The organism is Nonomuraea guangzhouensis (assembly GCF_019396345.1).
Lineage (GTDB): Bacteria > Actinomycetota > Actinomycetes > Streptosporangiales > Streptosporangiaceae > Nonomuraea > Nonomuraea guangzhouensis.
This window is the reverse complement of the sequence record NZ_JAHKRM010000027.1, coordinates 62646-81353: the sequence shown is the minus strand read 5'-3', so window position 1 is coordinate 81353 and position 18708 is coordinate 62646. Positions and strand designations below refer to the sequence as shown.

The 18708-nt window shown below is 72.0% G+C and carries 21 protein-coding genes; 14 read left to right on the top strand and 7 right to left on the bottom strand.

Annotated elements, in window-relative coordinates:
• Positions 1–105: 105 nt before the first annotated feature.
• Together KME78_RS66660 and KME78_RS44200 are read left to right on the top strand one after the other, a co-directional pair.
• The gene (locus tag KME78_RS66660; RefSeq protein ID WP_219535797.1) at positions 106–1944 is read left to right on the top strand and encodes a BTAD domain-containing putative transcriptional regulator; all 1839 of its coding nucleotides are present in this window, start codon (positions 106–108) and stop codon (positions 1942–1944) included.
• Between the two features lie 103 nt (positions 1945–2047).
• The gene (locus tag KME78_RS44200; protein ID WP_219535795.1) at positions 2048–2410 is read left to right on the top strand and encodes an MmcQ/YjbR family DNA-binding protein; all 363 of its coding nucleotides are present in this window, start codon (positions 2048–2050) and stop codon (positions 2408–2410) included.
• On the opposite strand, the gene KME78_RS44195 is transcribed toward KME78_RS44200, so the two are convergent.
• The gene (locus KME78_RS44195; RefSeq protein ID WP_219535793.1) at positions 2379–3236 is read right to left on the bottom strand and encodes a class-II aminoacyl-tRNA synthetase family protein; all 858 of its coding nucleotides are present in this window, start codon (positions 3234–3236) and stop codon (positions 2379–2381) included. The two genes, KME78_RS44200 and KME78_RS44195, sit on opposite strands and share 32 nt — an antisense overlap.
• 21 nt (positions 3237–3257) lie before the next feature.
• Here KME78_RS44195 and KME78_RS44190 point away from each other — a divergent pair, with 21 nt between their 5' ends.
• The gene (locus KME78_RS44190; RefSeq protein WP_308127361.1) at positions 3258–3863 is read left to right on the top strand and encodes a class I SAM-dependent methyltransferase; all 606 of its coding nucleotides are present in this window, start codon (positions 3258–3260) and stop codon (positions 3861–3863) included.
• Here KME78_RS44190 and KME78_RS44185 read toward each other — a convergent pair.
• A complete protein-coding gene (locus KME78_RS44185; protein ID WP_219535789.1) occupies positions 3860–4777 on the bottom strand; it encodes a D-alanyl-D-alanine carboxypeptidase family protein in 918 nt (305 codons plus the stop codon). The two genes, KME78_RS44190 and KME78_RS44185, sit on opposite strands and share 4 nt — an antisense overlap.
• An 88-nt stretch (positions 4778–4865) precedes the next feature.
• On the opposite strand from KME78_RS44185, the gene KME78_RS44180 reads away from it, so the two are divergent.
• From KME78_RS44180 to ptsP, 8 genes are read left to right on the top strand one after another with little or no spacing between them, the layout of a single operon-like run.
• On the top strand, positions 4866–5627 hold the full coding sequence (locus KME78_RS44180; protein WP_219535787.1) for a DeoR/GlpR family DNA-binding transcription regulator: 762 nt from the start codon (positions 4866–4868) through the stop codon (positions 5625–5627).
• Positions 5624–6574, top strand: coding sequence for a 1-phosphofructokinase (gene pfkB / locus KME78_RS44175; RefSeq protein WP_219535785.1), 951 nt, complete (start codon positions 5624–5626; stop codon positions 6572–6574). Before KME78_RS44180 ends, pfkB begins: the two co-directional genes overlap by 4 nt.
• Before the next feature lie 47 nt (positions 6575–6621).
• Positions 6622–7788 (top strand): mannitol-specific PTS transporter subunit IIC, encoded by a 1167-nt coding sequence (gene mtlA, locus KME78_RS44170; protein ID WP_219535783.1) that lies wholly within the window; start codon positions 6622–6624, stop codon positions 7786–7788.
• A gap of 4 nt (positions 7789–7792) precedes the next feature.
• The gene (locus KME78_RS44165) at positions 7793–8101 is read left to right on the top strand and encodes a PTS sugar transporter subunit IIBC family protein (protein ID WP_219535781.1); all 309 of its coding nucleotides are present in this window, start codon (positions 7793–7795) and stop codon (positions 8099–8101) included.
• A complete protein-coding gene (locus tag KME78_RS44160) occupies positions 8094–8519 on the top strand; it encodes a PTS mannitol transporter subunit IIA (protein WP_219535779.1) in 426 nt (141 codons plus the stop codon). The genes KME78_RS44165 and KME78_RS44160 overlap by 8 nt, the downstream gene beginning before the upstream one ends.
• Complete coding sequence (locus tag KME78_RS44155; RefSeq protein WP_219535777.1) at positions 8516–9520, top strand: zinc-dependent dehydrogenase; 1005 nt, start codon at positions 8516–8518, stop codon at positions 9518–9520. Before KME78_RS44160 ends, KME78_RS44155 begins: the two co-directional genes overlap by 4 nt.
• 12 nt (positions 9521–9532) lie before the next feature.
• Positions 9533–9814, top strand: a complete 282-nt coding sequence (locus KME78_RS44150) for an HPr family phosphocarrier protein (RefSeq protein WP_219535775.1) — start codon at positions 9533–9535, stop codon at positions 9812–9814.
• Positions 9807–11474 carry a phosphoenolpyruvate--protein phosphotransferase gene (gene ptsP, locus KME78_RS44145; protein WP_219535773.1) on the top strand — a complete coding sequence of 556 codons (1668 nt, stop codon included), beginning with the start codon at positions 9807–9809 and terminating at the stop codon, positions 11472–11474. Before KME78_RS44150 ends, ptsP begins: the two co-directional genes overlap by 8 nt.
• Positions 11475–11477: 3 nt before the next feature.
• Here ptsP and KME78_RS44140 read toward each other — a convergent pair whose 3' ends face one another.
• Both KME78_RS44140 and KME78_RS44135 read right to left on the bottom strand, forming a co-directional pair.
• On the bottom strand, positions 11478–12512 hold the full coding sequence (locus KME78_RS44140; RefSeq protein ID WP_219535771.1) for an aldo/keto reductase: 1035 nt from the start codon (positions 12510–12512) through the stop codon (positions 11478–11480).
• Between the two features lie 4 nt (positions 12513–12516).
• Entirely contained in the window at positions 12517–13158 is a 642-nt protein-coding gene (locus KME78_RS44135) for an SDR family oxidoreductase (RefSeq protein ID WP_219535769.1), read from the bottom strand.
• A 23-nt stretch (positions 13159–13181) separates the two neighbouring features.
• Between KME78_RS44135 and KME78_RS44130 the strand changes: the two genes are divergently transcribed.
• Together KME78_RS44130 and gnd are read left to right on the top strand one after the other, a co-directional pair.
• Entirely contained in the window at positions 13182–13874 is a 693-nt protein-coding gene (locus KME78_RS44130) for an HAD family hydrolase (protein WP_219535767.1), read from the top strand.
• Positions 13875–13941: 67 nt separating this feature from the next.
• Positions 13942–15366 carry an NADP-dependent phosphogluconate dehydrogenase gene (gene gnd / locus KME78_RS44125; RefSeq protein WP_219535765.1) on the top strand — a complete coding sequence of 475 codons (1425 nt, stop codon included), beginning with the start codon at positions 13942–13944 and terminating at the stop codon, positions 15364–15366.
• 10 nt (positions 15367–15376) lie between these two features.
• Here gnd and KME78_RS44120 read toward each other — a convergent pair whose 3' ends face one another.
• Together KME78_RS44120 and KME78_RS44115 are read right to left on the bottom strand one after the other, a co-directional pair.
• Positions 15377–16147: a thioesterase family protein gene (locus KME78_RS44120; RefSeq protein ID WP_308127360.1), complete on the bottom strand. Its 771-nt coding sequence runs from the start codon at positions 16145–16147 to the stop codon at positions 15377–15379.
• Between the two features lie 11 nt (positions 16148–16158).
• Positions 16159–17100, bottom strand: coding sequence for a helix-turn-helix transcriptional regulator (locus KME78_RS44115; RefSeq protein WP_219535763.1), 942 nt, complete (start codon positions 17098–17100; stop codon positions 16159–16161).
• 50 nt (positions 17101–17150) lie between these two features.
• Between KME78_RS44115 and KME78_RS44110 the strand changes: the two genes are divergently transcribed.
• Positions 17151–18233, top strand: a complete 1083-nt coding sequence (locus tag KME78_RS44110; RefSeq protein ID WP_246653237.1) for an epoxide hydrolase family protein — start codon at positions 17151–17153, stop codon at positions 18231–18233.
• 39 nt (positions 18234–18272) lie between these two features.
• On the opposite strand, the gene KME78_RS44105 is transcribed toward KME78_RS44110, so the two are convergent.
• A complete protein-coding gene (locus KME78_RS44105) occupies positions 18273–18635 on the bottom strand; it encodes a VOC family protein (RefSeq protein ID WP_246653236.1) in 363 nt (120 codons plus the stop codon).
• Between the last annotated feature and the right edge of the window lie 73 nt (positions 18636–18708).

Sequence of the window (18708 nt, the reverse complement as noted above, 5' to 3'; positions counted from 1 at the left end):
AATTCGCCCGCACAGCCGCGGATCCCGCCAAACGGTCCAGCGCGCAGCGAATCGCCGCGGGACATCGCTCGGGTGCGCATCGATGAGACATTGGAGACAGGTGCTGTGACCGCTGTACGGTTCTCGGTGCTGGGCCCCTTACGGGTGGATCGCGACGGGACGACGATCTCCGTCCCGGGCGGCAAGATCCGGACTCTGCTCGCGACGCTCCTGCTCCGGCCCAACCAGGTCGTCCCGCTCGACATCCTCACCGAACGGCTGTGGGGCCACCGGCCGCCGACACAGCCGCGCCGGGCCCTGCGGACCAACCTCGCGCGCCTGCGCCGGAGCCTGGGCCTGGGTTCGCTGATCCTGACCGAGCCGGGCGGCTATGTCGCCCGGCTGCGGCCCGAGCAGCTCGATCTGCTCGAATTCCAGGAGCTGATACGGGCGGCCGACCACACGAAGGCGCCCGCACCGCGAAGCCGGCTCCTCCACGACGCCCTGCGGCTGTGGCGCGGCCCGGTGTGCGCCGACGTCGAATCCGAGACGCTCCACCGGATCGACGTCCCGCCCCTCGCCGAGCAACGCCTTCAGGTCCTGGAACGCCGCATCGACCTCGACGCCCAGCTGGGCGAGGCCGCCGAGCTGACCGTGGAACTGCGGGCCTTGACCGCCGAGCATCCCTTGCGGGAGCGGTTCTGGGCCCAGTTGATGACCGCCCTCTACCGGAGCGGACGGCAGGCCGAGGCCCTGGAGGCGTACGGCACGGTTTCCCGTCTCCTCAAAGAGGAGCACGGCATCGGCCCCAACGCCGAGCTGCGCCGACTCCACCAGGCCATGCTCACCGGTCGCTACCAGAGCGAAGACCACTCCGGCGCCTCGCGAGCCGCAGCCGTCCGACAAGGCCGCGAAGCCCCGACCGGACCGACCGAGCCGACCGAGCTGGCGGAGCCGACAGGACCGACCGGATCGACCGAACCAACCGGACCGACCGAACCGACCGAGCCGACCGAGCCGACCGAGCTGGCGGAGCCGACTGAGCCGGCGGAGCCGTCCGCGGCCCAAGCGTCCCGTCGAGAGCGGCGGATCGTGCCGAAGGACGTGCCCACGTTCGGGGCACTGTTGCGGGCATGGCGGAAGCGGGCGCGGCTGACGCAGGAGCAGTTGGCCGAACGCGCCGGCCTGAATGCCCGGACGGTACGCCGCTGGGAGCACGGCGCCGCGCCCCGCGACTCCTCCCTCCAGCTCCTGGCGAAGGCGCTGGAACTGGACGACGCGGAACAGGCCCTGCTGACCCGGGCCGCCGACGCCCTCACGGCGGAGACCACGCGGGTCGTACCGGACCAGGACCGTCAAAGCCCCGCACCCCTGCGGCAGTTGCCCGCCGACGTGCCCGTGTTCGTCGGGCGGGCGAGCGATCTGGCCGCTTTGACCGGCGAGGCGGAGACGACGGCGGTAGTGATCATCGCCATCGACGGCATGGCGGGGATCGGCCAGACGACCGCGCTCCAGGGGCTGGGCCGGCTGGCCGGCGCTCTGGGCGATCCCCGCCAGGCGATCGCCCACCACCAACGGGCCCTGGGCTTGGCGACGGATCTCAGCCGACCCGACGACCAGACCCGCACCCATGACGGCCTCTTCCCCGGCTGCCGCACACCGGCCCATGAGGGCCTCCCCTACGCCTGCCGGGCACCAGCCCACGACGACCTCGCCCACGCCTGCCGGGCACCGGCCCACGACGGCCTCGCACACGGCTGCTGGGCACCGGCCCAGGGCGATAAGGCCCGTCGGCGCTGGCGTGCGGCCCTGCGCATCCTGACCGCGCTCTGCCTCGAGCGTACCGAGGACGAGGAGGCCCCCTCCGACGGCATCCGCGCCCACCTCGACCGGCTGGAGCGCGCCGGGTCCGGCTCCGAAACTCTGGCTCGGCCGCACGCCCGCTCCGGGTCGCCGGCGGTCTGAAGCGGCGGTCTGAAGCGGCGAGCGCGCTGAGGCGACGGGCCAAGGCGACGGGCCAAGGCGACGGTCCGAGGCGGCGGGCGCGCGGACCCACTACCGTGGGAGTGTGATCACGGTGGAGGACGTCCGGCGGCTGGCGAGCACGCTGCCGCGCTCGTCGGAGCATCTCATCAGGGACCGCGTCAAGTTCCGCGTCGGCTCGATCGTCTACGTGGCCTTCTCGCATGACGAGACCCTCATGGGCTTCGGCTTCCCCAAGGAGGAACGGGCCGCCCTGGTGGCGGCCGAGCCGGACAAGTTCCAGTTGCCGCGCGAGTCCGACATGCGGTTCAACTGGGTCGTCGCGCGGATGGCCGCCATCGACGCCGACGAGATGCCGGAGCTGGTCATCGAGGCGTGGCGGCTGGCGGTCCCGAAGAAGGTCTACGCCGCCTACATCAGCTCAGCCGGTCCATACCGAGCGCGCTGATCAGCAGGCGCTCCTTGCGGTTGCCGAGCAGGCGGGCCGTCCAGTCGACGAAGCCTCCGTCGCCCACTTCCACGCCGTCAGCGTAGATCTTGAAGCACAGCCCCGAGTAGTAGCCGCGCCCGGACTCCCGTCCTGGGTCGTCCGTCGTGTCCAGCCCGGCCGTCACGGGCGCGAAACGGGGGTCGAGGACGGTGAGGCGGACCTCCGGCTCGGCGCTGCCGCAGGCCCGGACGGCGTCCGTCAGCAGGCGCAGGTGCTCGGCCAGGTGACGGCGTTCGAACGCCAGGTTCCCGGTGTCACGGTCGGCTGACACCAGCGCGAACAGCCCGAAATGCGGGTACGCGCCCGCGAAGTGCTGCGCCCGCACCACGCGCTGCAAGGCGGCCAGCCGGACCGGACCGGCCGAGTCGCGCCGCCGGACGGCCGCCTCCAGGGCGAGCGCGTTCGTCGGGTCGGCCGCGACCTCGGTGTTCCTGATCGTGCTGATCACCTTGTTCTGGTCCACGGTGGCCGGCGTCGAGTGCGCCCCGAGCGGCGCGACGGGTGACAGCGTGACCAGCTCGAACTCGGCCGGTACGACCGACAGCACCGCGTCCTCGGCCCGGCGCAGACGCTCGAACGGCACCACGGACGGCCCCACGAACCGGTCACTGGTGTAGCGGCGCAGCACGTCGGCCGGCGCCAGAGCACGCGCTCTGACCCGCATGACTTCGAGCAGCAGCGTGGTGAGGTCGGCGCCGGAGAGCCGCTCGGCCAGCACGTCGAGGATCTCGGGACCGCCCGCCTGCCGGAGCACCCGCCGCAAAGCCGTTGAATCATCTCCCATCAGACAAGCATCATCATGATCGTGGCCGAACGCGACTGGATTACCTGGCACGACCATTACGACACGCCCGGCTCCTCCCTGGGCAGACGCCTGGCCGTGGTCCGCGACCACGTCCGGCTGGCCCTCGATGCCGGCGCCGAACGGGTGGTGAGCCTGTGCGCCGGGCAGGGCCGCGACCTGCTGCCCGTGCTGGCCGCCCACCCCCGCCGGGACCGCGTACGCGCCAGACTGGTGGAGCTCGACGAGGGCAACGCCCGGATCGCCCAGCGCGCCGCGCCCGGCGGCGTCGAGGTGGTGTGCGGCGACGCCGCGTTGACCGACGCCTATGTGGGCGCCGTCCCCGCCGACCTGGTTCTCGCCTGCGGGATCTTCGGCAACATCGGCGACGCCGACATCCGGCGTACGGTCGCCACGCTGCCCCAGCTCTGCGCGCCCGGAGCGACCGTGATCTGGACCAGGGGGCGGCACGCGCCCGACCTGCTGCCGGTGATCTGCGAGTGGTTCGAGGAGGACGGGTTCGAGCGGGTCGACCTGGCGAGCGACGGCCGCTACGGCGTCGGCGTGCACCGCTACACCGGCCCGCCCAGGCCGCTGGAGCCAGACGTCCGGATGTTCACCTTCCTCTAGGACACGCTCCGGTAGAGGCCCTGGGTCAGCTGCGTGACGCGCTTGACGGAGGAGCTCCAGGTGCCGCCCGCGGGGTGGGCCGTGAGCACGGCCATGATGAACCGGTCGTCCTTGCCCAGCAGGCCCGTGGTGTGCAGCACAGGACGGCCGTGGTCAGGCACGCCAGACCCGGTGGCCCGCGACGCGACCCCGCTGATCGACAGGTCGGCCCCGGGGGCCCGCAGCGGGACCGGGTTCACGGCGGCCCCGGTGCCGCACTTGGTGGGCGGGACGTCGCCGAACCCCGACCAGCCCTGCTTGACCGCCCACGGCCTGGGCACCGCGCGCGGGATGCCGAAGTACTGGTCGAACCCGTCGGTGCCGCACGGCGTGGAGTTGCGCAGGTGCCCGAGTATCGTGTCCCGCACCCTGGGCGCCGCCGTGTCGAGCAGGTAGCGGTACGTACGCACGATGTCGTACGCGCTCAGTGACGTGTAACCCCAGAACCCGGGCTTGGACGCGGGCGGCGGCGCGGTGTCGGACAGCCCGAGCCGGCGCGCCATCCGCTCGACGATCGCGCCCTTGCCGTCACGGTTCCAGAACGTGGTGGCCGCGTGATCGTCGCTGGAGCGCAGCATGACCTTGAGCAGCCGAGCGTCGTTCGCCGGGACGGTCTTGCGCTTCTCCAGGTAGTCGATGGCGATCAGGATCTTGACGACCGAGGCCGAGCGGAACTTGCGGTGCGCGTTGCGGGTGGCGACGAACTTCCCGGCCTGCCGGTCGTAGACCAGCCACGATGCCGTGGTGCCGGCCGGCACGGCCGGGGGCTTGGCCGTGAGCGGGCCGGACGACGCGGCCGAGGCCGAGGGCCCGGCGACGCAGACGGCTGCGAGGGGTACGGCTGCCGCGACGGCGGCCCAGGGCTTGGTTCGCATCCGACATAACTACCAGAGTCTTGACCTTCCAACAGAATCGGGTATAAACACAGAGGAAACCACACTGAAACGGCGGTGAATCAACATCATGTACGCCGAGGAGCGGCAGCAGGAGATCCTTCGCAGGGCCCGGACCGCGGGCCGTGTCGACGTGGTGTCCCTGGCCGACGAGCTCGACGTGACCACCGAGACGATCCGCCGCGACCTGACCGCGCTGGAGCGGGCGGGCGTGCTGCGCAGGGTGCACGGCGGCGCGATTCCCGTGGAGCGGATGGGGTTCGAGCCCGCGCTCGCCACCCGCGACGAGGTGCTGACCGCGGAGAAGGAGCGCATCGCCAAGGCCGCCCTGGCCGAGCTGCCGGAGGACGGCTCGGTCATCATCGACGCGGGTACCACCACCGGCCGCCTGGTGCCGATTCTGCCCACCGACCGCGAGCTCACGGTCGTGGTCAACTCGCCGCCGCTGGCGACCGTGCTGGCCGGCCGCGCCAACCTGAGCGTCATCATGCTCGGCGGCCGGGTGCGCGGCCGGACACTGGCCACCGTGGACGACTGGGCGCTGCGGCCGCTGTCACAGCTGCACGTGGACGTGGCGTTCATGGCGACGAACGGCTGCTCGGCCGCCAAGGGCCTGACCACGCCGGATCCGGCGGAGGCGGCGATCAAGCGGGCGATGGTGACGGCCGCGGAGCGCAGCGTGCTGCTGGCCGATCACACCAAGTTCACCAACACCTACCTCGCGAGCTTCGCCGAGCTGAGCGAGATCGACGTGGTGATCACCGACACGGGCCTCGACCTCGCCCTGGCCGCCGAGCTGTCCGCGGCCGGACCGGAGGTGGTCCGGGCATGATCCTCACGCTGACGCTCAACCCCAGCCTGGACCGCACGATCGAGATCGCCTCGCTCGACCGGGGCGCCGTCATCCGGGCCGCCGCCGCCCGCCTGGACCCCGGCGGCAAGGGTGTGAACGTCTCCCGAGCCCTGCTCGCCAACGCGGTCGCGTCGCGGGCCGTGGTGCCGTTCGGCGGCGACGAGGGCCGGCAGCTCGTCCGCCTGCTCGCCCTCGAAGGGCTCGACATGGTGACGGTCCCGGTGACCGGCACGACCCGCTCGAACGTCACCCTGGCCGAGCCCGACGGCACCATCACCAAGATCAACGAACCCGGCACCGCCCTGTCCCCCGGTGAGCTCGACACGATCGCCGACACCGTACTGGCCGCCGCGCACGAGGCCGACTGGGTGGTGGCCTCCGGCAGCCTGCCGCCTGAGGTGCCCGCCGACGTCTACGCCAGGCTCTGCCGCCGCTTCGCCGGGGCGGGCATCCACGTCGCCGTCGACACCAGCGGCCCGGCGCTGGCCAGCGCGCTCGCCGCCGGCCCCGCCCTCGTCAAGCCCAACCTGGACGAGCTCGCCGCCGCCACCGGCATGCCGATCCGCTGTGTCGGCGACGTGGTGGAGGCCGCCGGCAAGCTCCGGGCGGCGGGCGCGCGTACGGTCCTGGCCAGCCTCGGCGCCGACGGCGCGGTGCTCGTCCAGGACCACGGCATCTGGTACGGCCACGCCACGGTGACGGAGCCGCGCAGCTCGGTCGGGGCCGGGGACGCCATGCTGGCGGGCTTCCTCGCCGGTGGCGCGACCGGCGAGGAAGCGCTGGTCGAGGCGCTGGCCTGGGGCGCGGCGGCGGTCTGCCTGCCGGGCAGCCGGATGCCGGGGCCGGCCGACATCCGCCGCGACGGCGTACGCACCGGCCCACCCCTTTTAACCCGCCCCCTGGAAGCCTCCGCCGACCCCACCTGACTTCGACATACCAGGCACCTTGCTCACCCCCCAAAGGAGCACGTCCAATGGCCGAAACCTACACACCCCCGGTCTACGGGACCGGGGCCAAGGCCACCATCCAGCGCATCGGCGGCCACCTGGCCGGCATGATCATGCCGAACATCGGCGCGTTCATCGCCTGGGGGCTGATCACCGCGCTGTTCATCCCCACCGGCTGGCTGCCGAACGCGGCGCTGGCCGCGATGGTCGACCCGATCATCAAGATGCTGCTGCCCATCCTCATCGCCTACACCGGCGGCCGGATGGTCCACGGGCAACGCGGCGCGGTGGTGGGCGCGGTCGCGGCGATGGGGGTGATCGTGGGTTCGGACATCCCGATGTTCCTCGGCGCCATGATCATCGGTCCCCTCACCGCCCTGATCCTGAAATATGTGGACAAGTTCACGGAGGATCGCACCAAGTCCGGCTTCGAGATGCTCGTCGACAACTTCACCGCGGGCATCGTCGGCGCCGTCATGGCCATCGCGGGGGTGTGGGCCATCGGCCCGATCGTCCGCGTCGTGACCACGGCCGCGGGCAACGCGGTCGAGTGGCTCATCGTCAACAACCTGCTGCCCATCGCCTCGGTGCTGATCGAGCCGGCCAAGGTGCTGTTCCTGAACAACGCGGTCAACCACGGCGTGCTCGGGCCGCTCGGCGTCGCCGAGTCCGTCAAGCACGGCAAGTCGATCCTGTTCATGCTGGAGTCGAACCCGGGCCCCGGGCTCGGCCTGCTCATCGCGTTCCTGCTGTTCGGCCCGCGCCCGCTGCGCCCGAGCACGCCCGCCGCGATGATCATCCACTTCTTCGGCGGGATCCACGAGATCTACTTCCCGTACGTCCTGATGAAGCCGCGGCTCATCCTCGGGGTCATCGCGGGCGGCGCGGCCGGCGTGTTCACGTTCATGATCACCGGTGCCGGACTGGTGGCGACGCCTTCGCCGGGCAGCATCTTCGCCTACATCGCGGTGACGCCGAAGGGCGGCTGGCTCGGCGTGATCGCCGGCATCGTCGTCGCCACGGCCGTGTCGTTCGCGGTCTCCTCGCTCCTGCTCGGCTTCGGCCGCGGCGAGAAGGAGGAGGAGGCCGTCGCCGACGCCCCGGAACCGCTGGCGGACCGCATCGAGGAGACCCACGAGAGCGGCCAGAACGACCGCGAGACCCAGACCCAGCCCGTCGCCAAGGAGGCGTGAACCCATGGCCAGCATCGACAGCAAGGACATTCACAAGATCATCGTGGCCTGCGACGCGGGCATGGGCAGCAGCGTCATGCTCGCCAGCCAGCTACGCAAGCAGCTCAAGGACACCGGCGTCTCCGTGGAGCACACCCCGGTGAACGAGATCCCGGCCGACGCCGACGTGGTGGTCTGCCACTCCGGGCTGGCCGCCAGGGCCCGGGCCTCGGCGCCGGACAAGGTGCTGGTGCCGTTCCAGATCTTCCTCGGCGACCCGGCCGTGACGAAGCTGGTCGCCACCATCAAGAACGGCGGCACGGTCGATGCGTGACGACCTGCTCGATCCGCGCGCCGTACTCCTGCACGAGCGCGCGGCCGACCGGGACGACGCGATCAGGAGGTGCGGGCGCGCCCTGGTGGACGTGGGCGCGGTCGCCGAGCCGTACATCGAGGCCATGCTCGAACGCGAACAGACCATCTCCACGTACGTCGGCGAGGGCGTGGCCATCCCGCACGGCACCGCGGCGGCCAAGGAGGTCGTCCGGCACGACGCGATCTGCGTCGTGCGCTTCCCGGACGGCGTCGACTGGGGTGGCGAACCCGTCACCCTCTGCGTCGGCATCGCCGCGAAGAACGACGGGCACGTGCGGCTGCTCGCGGCGCTCGCCGACATCCTGCTCGACCCCGACCGCGCCAGGACACTCCGCGAGGCGACGGAGGTCGGCCAAGTGATCAAGGAGCTGACGTGAAAGTCGCCCGATTCCACGCCCCAGGGGACATCCGCGTGGAGGACGCGCCGGAGCCGGTCGCCGGCCCCGGCGAGCTGAAGATCCGGGTACGCAACTGCTCGACGTGCGGCACCGACGTGAAGATCTTCAAGCACGGCCACCACCACATCCGCCCGCCCCGCGTGATGGGCCACGAGATCGCCGGCGAGGTCGTCGGCACGGGCGAACGCGTCCAGGTGATCGCCGCGATCCCGTGCGGCACCTGCGAGGAGTGCCGCCGCGGCCGCCGCACCGTCTGCCCGAACCAGGAGTCGATGGGTTACCACTACGACGGCGGTTTCGCCGAGTACATGGTGATCCCGGCGAAAGTACGGGCCGTGGACGGCGTCAACGCCATCCCGCCCGGCGTCGGGTTCGCCGAGGCGTCGGTGGCCGAGCCGCTCGCCTGCGTGCTGAACGGCCAGTCACTGGCCCGCGTCGGCGCGGGCGACGACGTGGTCGTCATGGGCGCGGGCCCGATCGGCTGCCTGCACGTGCGGCTGGCCCGGGCACGGGGGGCCGCGCGGGTGTTCCTGGTCGACGTGAACGCCGAGCGGCTCGCGATGGCGGCCGATCTGGTACGCCCGGACGCGGTCGTCGACACCGACGCGGTGGACCAGGTGCTCAAGCTGACCGGTGGCCGCGGCGCCGACGTGGTGATCACCGCGGCGGCGTCCGGGGCGGCCCAGGAACAGGCGCTGCGGATGGCGGCCCGGCAGGCCAGGATCAGCTTCTTCGGCGGCCTGCCCAAGGACGCCCCGATCATCGCCCTGGACTCGAACCTGGTGCACTACCGCGAGCTGACCATCGTCGGCGCGAACGGCTCCAGCCCCGCGCACAACGCCGAGGCGCTCCAGCTGATCGCGGAGGGTCTGGTGCCGGTGGCGGACCTGATCACCCACCGGCTGCCGCTCTCCCAGGTGCTCGACGGGATCGACCTCGTCAGCCGGGGCGCGGCCATCAAGGTCACGATCGAGCCCTGAGGGGGGTTTGTGATGGCACAACGTACGGTGACGGTGGCATCGGCGAGCGGTCTGCACGCGCGGCCCGCGAAGCTGTTCGTCCAGGAGGCGGTACGGCTGGGGGTGCCGGTGCGGATCCGGGTGGGCGAGAAGTCGGTCCCCGCGAACAGCATGCTGGGCGTCCTGTCGCTCGGCGCCACCCAGGGCACCGAGGTGACACTGGAGTCGGACGCCCCGGACGCGGACGCGGCACTGGACGCGTTGGTAGCCCTGCTCGCCCAGGACCTGGACGCGGAAGAGGCCCTCGATGGCTGACCCCACCCACCCGACCACCCCGAGTGCCGGGCTGGCGGGGCTGGGGGTGAGTCAGGGGCGGGCCGCGGGGCCGGTGGTGCGCATGGCCCCGCCGCCCGTACTCCCCGGCCCTCGGCAGGTCGCCGACCTGGCCGCGGAGGCCGCGATGGTGGTGAAGGCGCTGGAGTCGGTCACCGCGGACCTACGACAACGCGCCGCCACCGCCGCGCGGGCCGCGAGAGGCGACGGCAACGCCGCCCCGGCGGGCGGCGACGACGCGGCGGGCGGCAGCGACGCGGCGGAGATTCTCGATGCGCTCGCCATGATCGCCGACGACCCGATGCTGCGCGAGGACGCCGAGGCCGCCGTCCGCGGCGGTCTGGACGCTCCGCACGCGCTCGACGCCGCCTTCACCCACCACCGCGACACACTGGCCGCGCTGGGCGGCTACCTCGCCGAACGCGCCGCCGACCTGGACGATCTCAAGCATCGCGCCATCGCCGCCTGCCTGGGCCTGCCCATGCCCGGTATCCCCGCCCCCGGCCACCCATACGTCCTGGTGGCCGACGACCTCTCCCCCGCCGACACAGCAGGGCTGGGCACGGACGTGGTGGCGCTGGTGACCGAGAAGGGCGGCCCGACCAGCCACACCGCGATCCTGGCACGTGGCCGCGGCCTGCCCGCCGTGGTCGCCTGCGCGGGCATCACCGCCCTGGCCGACGGCACGGTCATCTCGGTCGACGGCAAGACGGGCCAGATCGGCGTCGGCCTGACGGACGAGGCCGTGGCCGAGCTCCGCCGCAACGACCGCGAGGAGCGCGACCGCCTGGCCAAGAGCAGCGGCCCCGGCAGGACGGCCGACGACCACCCGGTCAAGCTGCTGCTCAACATCGGCTCGGCCGCCGACCTCCGGCCGGGCGCGGAAGGGGTCGGGCTGTTCAGGACCGAGTTCCTGTTCCTGGACCGCAAGCAGGCCCCGTCGTTCGAGGAGCAGGTGACCGCCTACGCCGAGGTGTTCGCGCGGGCCGAGATGGTCGTGGTGCGCACGCTCGACGCGGGCACGGACAAGCCGCTGCCGTTCCTCGGCCTGCCCCCGGAGCCGAACCCGGCGCTCGGCATCAGGGGGCTGCGCGTGGACCGCGTGCTGCCGGACGTCCTGGACACGCAACTCGACGCGATAGCGGAGGCGGCCCGCGCGACGGGCGCCGACGCGTGGGTGATGGCCCCGATGGTCACCACCCCGGCCGAGGCCGCCGCGTTCGCCCGCCGGGCCCGCGCCCGGGGTCTGACGCGGGTCGGCGCGATGGTCGAGGTGCCCGCCGCCGCCCTGCTGGCCGACCGGCTGCTGACGGAGGTGGACTTCCTCAGCATCGGCACCAACGACCTCAGCCAGTACACGTTCGCGGCCGACCGTCAGCACCCCGGCCTGGCCGACCTCCTGGACCCGTGGCAGCCCGCCCTGCTGAAGCTCATCGCCTCCTGCGCGGAAGCGGGCCGCGCCGCCGGCAAACCGGTCGGCGTCTGCGGCGAGGCCGCCGGAGACCCCCAGCTCGCTCCGGTGCTGGTGGGGCTGGGGGTGACGAGCCTGTCGATGGCGGCGGTGTGCGTGCCGTCCGTACGCGAAGAGCTGTCCCAGCACACCCTGGAGGACTGCCGGAAGCTCGCCGCGCGGTCCCGGTGACGGTCAGGGGCGCCGGCGGAGTGTCGCGTCGGACAGCTCCGGAGGCTGCCAGCCCTCGTCGCCGGGGTTGATGGTGATGCCCGGTGCCACGATGGCGTCGATCCTGTCCAGCACGTCGTCGCTGAGCCGCACGTCGGTGGCGGGGAGCTGGCTCTCCAGGTGTTCCATCGTGCGCGGGCCGATGATGGCCGAGGTGACCGCCGGGTGCCTGATCGTGAACGCCAGGGACAGTTCGATCAGCGTGAGCCCGGCCTCCTCGGCCAGCAGGGCGAGCTGTTCGACGGCGTCGAGCTTGCGCTGGTTGGCCGCCAGCTTCATGTCGTAGCGGGCGGGCAGCCGGGCCGCCCTGCGGCTCTCGGGCTGCTCCTGCCCCTTGCGATAGCGGCCGGTCAGCCAGCCGCCCGCCAGCGGGCTCCAGACGATGGCGCCCATGCCGTACTTCTGGACGGTGGGCAGCAGGCTCGCCTCGATGCCGCGGGCGAGCAGCGAGTACGGGGGCTGTTCGCAGACGAAGCGTTCGAGGTTGCGCCGCTCGGCCGCCCACTGGGCCTCGACCACGCGGTGCGCGGGGAAGGTGGAGCTGCCGATGTAGCGGACCTTGCCCTGCCGGACGAGGTCGGTGAGGGCGCCGAGCGTCTCCTCGATGTCGGTGGCGGGGTCGGGGCGGTGGATCTGGTAGAGATCGATCCAGTCGGTGCCCAGGCGGCGCAGGCTGTTCTCGACGGCCTGGAAGATCCAGCGCCGCGAGTTGCCGGCCTCGTTGGGCCCCTCGCCCATGGCGCCGTGACACTTGGTGGCCAGGACGACCTCGTCACGCCTGCCCGACTTGGCCAGGGCCCGGCCGACGAACTCCTCCGACTCCCCCCGCGAGTAGACGTCGGCGGTGTCGATGAAGTTGATGCCCGAGTCGAGGGCGCGGTCGATGATGCGGGCCGATTCGTCGGCCGACTCCTCACCGAACCCGCCGAACATCATCGCGCCGAGACACAGAGGACTGACTTTGAGACCGGTACGTCCAAGATTGCGGTATTCCGTCATTCCCTCACTCTTGCATGACGGCCTCGTCGATCGGCGTATCACCGGAGACGAGTTCCAGCACCTGCCGGACCCGCGCGCCGGTGGCCAGCAGCGCCACGATGACGGCCGCCACGTCGTCGCGCGGGACGGTGCCGCGAGGTACCGAGGGCGCCAGCAGCACCCGGCCCGTGCCGGGATCGTCGGTCAGCCCGCCGGGGCGCAGGATCGTCCAGTCGAGGTCGCGGCGCCGCAGGTCGTTCTCCGCCTCGGTCTTGGCCTGGATGTAGGCCGCCCACACCTCGTCGCCGCCCGGCCTGGGCGGCTGCCCCGCGCCCATCGAGGAGATCTGCACGAACCGCCGTACGCCCGCCCGCTCGGCGGCGTCGGCCAGCAGGACGGAGGCGCCCTTGTCGACGGTGTCCTTGCGGGCGACGCCGCTGCCGGGGCCGGCGCCCGCGGCGAACACGACGGCGTCGGCGCCTCCGAGCACCTCCGCCACCTCCTCGATCCCGGCCCGTTCCAGGTCGCACAGCACGGCCGCGGCTCCGGTGGCCTCGACGTCGGGCAGGTGCGCGGGATTGCGCACCAGGCCCACCGACCCGGCGCCGAGCAACCGTTCGAGCCGCCGCGCGATCTGCCCGTGGCCGCCCGCGATGATGACGTTCATGCCGGTCATGGTGTCATGGAGCCATGACGGAGTTCCCGCACGCACCCACCCCGGCGTTTCTCTTCGACCTCGACGGCACCTTGATCGACAGCGTCTACCAGCATGTCATCGCCTGGCGGCAGGCCTTGTCCGGACTGGGCATCGACCTGTCGGTGTGGCGCATCCACCGCCGCATCGGGATGAGCGGCGGCCTGTTCGTGAGCGCGCTGCTGCGCGAGACCGGGCTGAAGCTGACGGCCGAGCAGATCGACGAGTTGCAGACGATCCACGGCGACGCCTACACCGAGCAGATCGACTCCGTCCGCCCGCTGCCGGGCGCCGCCGAGCTGCTGGGCGAACTGTCCTCGCGGGGCGTGCCGTGGGCGATCGCGACCAGCGGTTACGCGCGTACGGCCCGGCTGGCGCTGGGCATGCTGGGCCTGCCGGAGGACACCCCGATGGTCACCCGCGACATGGTGCGCAGGGCCAAGCCGGACCCCGACCTGTTCCTGGCGGGGGCTGCGCTGCTGAACGTGGACGCGCGGCATGCGATGGTGGTAGGTGACAGCGTCTGGGACCTGCTCGCCGCCCGCCGCGCGGGCGCGCTCGGGATCGGGGTGCTGTCCGGCGGATACGGCCGGGAAGAGCTGGAGCGCGCGGGTGCCTTCCGCGTCTACTCCGATCCCGCCGATATGCTGCAGCGGCTCGACGAGCTGGGCGTACGCCAGAGCGACTGAAAAAATCGGAATATCCAGCCGAACCTCGACCGCTGGATCATGCGTATCCCCCACAGAGGAGCTTGATATGGACTTGGCAGACATCGGTGTCACCGGCCTGGCGGTCATGGGCAGGAACCTGGCGAGGAACCTGGCGAGGCACGGTTACGCGGTGGCCGTGCACAATCGCTCGGCCGGACGTACGCAGCAGCTGGTCAAGGAGTTCGCCGGGGAGGGCACGTTCGTACTGTCGGAGGAGCTGGCGGGCTTCGTGGCCTCGCTGAAGCGACCGCGACGGGCGATCATCATGGTGAAGGCGGGCGCGGGCACCGACGCGGTGATCGACCAGCTCGCCGAGCTCATGGAGCCGGGCGACATGATCGTCGACGGCGGCAACGCGCACTTCGCCGACACCCGGCGGCGCGAGGCGGCGCTGCGCGACAAGGGGATCCACTTCGTCGGCACCGGCATCTCCGGCGGCGAGGAGGGCGCGCTGAACGGCCCGAGCATCATGCCCGGCGGCTCCAAGGAGTCGTGGGAGGCGCTCGGCCCGATCCTGCAGGACATCTCGGCCAAGGTCGACGGCGTCCCGTGCGCGGTGCACGTGGGCCCCGACGGCGCCGGACATTTCGTCAAGATGGTGCACAACGGCATCGAGTACTCGGACATGCAGCTCATCGCCGAGTCCTACGACCTGCTGCGCCAGGCGCTCGGCGCCACCCCGGCCGAGCTGGCGCAGGTGTTCCGCGAGTGGAACCAGGGCGAGCTGGAGTCCTACCTGATCGAGATCACCGCCGAGGTGCTCGACCAGGTGGACGTGGCCACCGGCAAGCCGTTCATCGACATCGTGGTCGACCAGGCCGAGCAGAAGGGCACCGGCCGCTGGACCGTGCAGAGCGCGCTCGACCTGGGCGTTCCGGTGACGGGCATCGCCGAGGCGGTGTTCGCCCGCGCGCTGTCGGGCCACCCGGAGCAGCGGGCCGCTGCCGCGTCGCTGGAAGGGCCGAAGCTGTCGGGCGTCGGCGGGCGCGAACTGATCGAGGACGTACGCCAGGCACTGTACGCCTCCAAGATCGTCGCCTACGCGCAGGGCTTCGACCAGATGGCCGCCGCCTCCAAGGAGTACGGCTGGGACCTGGAGCTGGGCGCCATGGCCACGATCTGGCGGGGCGGCTGCATCATCAGGGCCCGCTTCCTCGACCGGATCCGCTCCGCCTATGACGCCGACCCCACGCTGCCGACGCTGCTGGCCGACCCGACGTTCGCGGCGGCGGTGAACGTGGCGCAGGAGTCGTGGCGGCGCGTGGTGACCACCGCGGTGCAGATCGGCGTGCCGACGCCGGGCTTCTCCTCGGCGCTGGCCTACTACGACGGGCTGCGGCGTGAGCGGCTGCCCGCCGCGCTGATCCAGGGGCTGCGCGACTTCTTCGGCGCGCACACCTACCACCGGGTGGACCGGGACGGCGCGTACCACACGGACTGGTCCGGCGACCGCGCCGAGCGCCCCGCGTAATCAGCTCTCGTCAGCGGCTGCGGAAGGTGGCCGGGTTGGCCACGGCGGTCACGAGGCAGAAGCCGATCGGCCCGGCGGCGTCGTGCAGGGTGCACTGCCCTGTGGCGACGCCGCCGTGGCTGAGATGCCCGGTCGCCTCCACCCCGATCAGCTCTCCCTCGGGGACCCGGCCGAGCGTGAGCGTGTAGTCGGCGTTGATGAAGTGCAGGCCGCCGGTGTCGGCGTTGCTGAGCGGGCTGGCGAAATCAGCCGCGAGCGCCACCCTGGTGAACGGCGTGAGCGGCTCGTCGTCGACGAGCGGATGGGTCTCGCGCAGCCAGACCCGGTTCGGGCCCGGCTGGTTCCAGTCGGTCAGCCGCCACAGCTCGAACGGCGGCTCCCACGCCCCGCCCGTGACGGGCGGCTCCGACGGCGGCGGCTCGTCCCACGCGGGCGTGTCGTTCAGCTCGCCGTCCGGCTGCTCACCCTTCCTGAGCAGTACGGCACTGGCCCGGCCGATCACGCCCTGGTCGGTGCGGATCGTCACATCGGCCACCCGGATCCTGCGCCCGTCCCTGACCAGCGCCGTCTCGACGGTGACCGGCAGCAGCGGGCTGTTGCGGAACAGGTCGACGGTGAGCCGGGCGAACCGCAGGTCCGGCTCACCGTGCTCCTGCTCGACGGCCATGGCCGCCAGGCCGCCGAGCAGGCGGCCGTGGAGCATGTCGGGCGACCAGGGGCCGCGGGCGTGCGGGGCGGGCACGAACTCGCCCCTCTTACGCGTGAAGAACGCTGACGTCACAGAATGAGATTCTAGAGGGTGGTGAGGCGCCGCCCGAGCGCGCGCATCCGTTCCTTGAGCTCGACCGGCTCCAGCACCTCGAAGTCGAGGTCGAGGAAGGCCACGACCACGGCGATCAGATGCAGGTCGTCGCCGCGCAGCGTGAGCACGCAGGTGTCGTCGCCGACCGGCTCGACGACGCCCGACGACGTACGGCTCGCGACCTGGTCGGCCGGGGCATGCAGCAGGACGCGGGCCTGGATCGGCCACATCTCGTGACCCAGCCGGCGCTCGACCCAGGCCGCGACGTCGCCGCCCGGCGGCTCGCGCGGTGTGAAGCGGGGCCCGTTCGGCGTGCGGAGGCGCAGGCGGTCGGCGCGGAAGGTGCGCCAGTCCTGCCGGTCGACGTCCCAGGCGACCAGGTACCAGCGGCGTGACCAGTTGACCAGCGTGAGCGGCTCGGCCCTGCGCTGCGTGGCGGCGCCTTCGTGGCCGGTGTAGTCGAAGCGGAGCTGCTCGTGGTCGCGGCAGGCGGCGGTCACGGCGATCAGCACGTCGGAGGCGACGGTCGGGCCCTCGCGGGTGATCGGGACGGTGTGGGTCTGCAGCGCGTTGACCCGGTGGCGCAGCCTGGCGGGCAGCACCTGCTCCAGCTTGGCCAGCGCGCGCAGGGAGGTCTCCTCGATGCCCGTCACCGTGCCGCCCGCGGCCGTGCGCAGGCCCACCGCGACGGCCACCGCCTCGTCGTCGTCCAGCAGCAGCGGCGGCAGCTCGGCGCCCGCGCCCAGCCGGTAGCCGCCGGAGACGCCGGGCGTGGAGTGGACCGGGTAGCCGAGGCTGCGCAGCCGCTCGACGTCGCGGCGGACGGTCCTGGCCGCGACGCCGAGCCGTTCGGCCAGGTCGGCGCTGGGCCAGTCGCGGCGGAGCTGCAGCAGGGACAGCAGACGGAGCAGCCTGGCGGAGGTGTCCAACACACGGCCATTGTGTCCTGATCCTGGCCACAATGCTGTCTAGCTTGGGGGGCATGGAGACCTTCGTCATCGATATCCCGCAGGCCGACTTGGACGATCTGGTGGAGCGGCTGCGCCGTACTCGCCGGCCCGACGCTTTGGAGGGGGTCGGCTGGTCGTACGGGGTGCCGCCGGAAGCGGTCCGCGAGCTGGCCGACTACTGGCTGGACGGCTATTCCTGGCGCGAGCACGAGGCCAGGCTGAACACTCTGCCGCAGTACACGACCGTCATCGACGGGCAACGCGTGCACTTCGCGCACATCCGTTCCCCGCGCGAGGACGCGCTGCCGCTGCTGCTGACGCATGGGTGGCCCAGCTCGTTCGCCGACTTCACCCGCGTCATCGAACCGCTCAGCCGCGACTTCCACCTGGTCATCCCGTCGATCCCCGGCTTCGCCTTCTCGGGGCCGACGACGGAGACCGGCTGGGGCGTGCGGCGGATCGCCGCCGCCTGGGCGGAGCTGATGCGCGGGCTCGGTTACCCGCGGTACGGCACGCAGGGCGGCGACTTCGGCGCGCTGATCTCCCCCGAGGTCGCCAGGCTCGATCCGGAGCACGTCGTCGGAGTGCACGTGAACGCGCTCACGACGTTGCCCAACGACGACATGACCGGGCTGACCGAGGCCGAGGCGGAGCGGGCCAAGGGAGTGGAGCGCTGGCACCGCCACCACTCCGGGTACGCCATGATCCAGAGCACCCGGCCGCAGACCCTCGCCTACGGCCTGGCCGATTCGCCCACCGGCCAGCTCGCCTGGAACCTCGACGCGTACGCCTCCTGGGGCCAGGACATCGGCGGCCTGTCGCGCGACGACATCCTGACCAACGTGACGATCTACTGGCTGACGGACACGGCGGGCTCCTCCGGCCGTCTCTATCGCGAGAGCGCCTCAGCCTGGGAGCGGCCCGCCGAGCCGGGCAAGACGCCGACGGCCGTGGCGGTCTTCCCCGGCGACAGCTCGGTGCGGCGTTACGCCGAGGTGGCGCACAACGTGGTGCGCTGGTCGGAGTTCCCCGCCGGCGGACATTACGCCGCGCTTCAGGCGCCGCTGCTGCTCGCGGCCGATATCAGGGAATTCTTCACAGCGCTCAGCCCCTGACCCATGAGCTTCAGCCATGACGGGGTGCGGGGGTCGCGGTCAGCCGCCTGCCGCGACGCAGAACGGGTGACCTTCGGGGTCGGTGAGCACGGTCCAGTCGGCGCCGCCGGGCTGGAACTCCGGTACGGCGGCGCCGAGCCGGACCAGCTCCTTGACGGCGGTCTCTACGTCGGCCACCTGGAGGTCGAGGTGGACGTGCTTGGCGTCGTCAGGCCAGCCCGGACTCCGGTAGCCGGGGACACGCTGGAACGCCAGCCCGACGGGGCCGCCCTCCACGGTGGCGAAGTCGTCGTCGCTGTGGCTGATCCGCCCGCCCGTGGCCTTGGCGTAGAAGTCGGCAAGGGTGGCCGGATCTTCGCAGTCGAAGATGACGGAGGAAATCGTCATGGTGGTCGTTGTCATGGGTCCAGGGTGGGACAGGCCGGGCGGCGTAGTCTTGAACATCCTTGCGCTGCGGAGATTGTCGTAGCCGGAG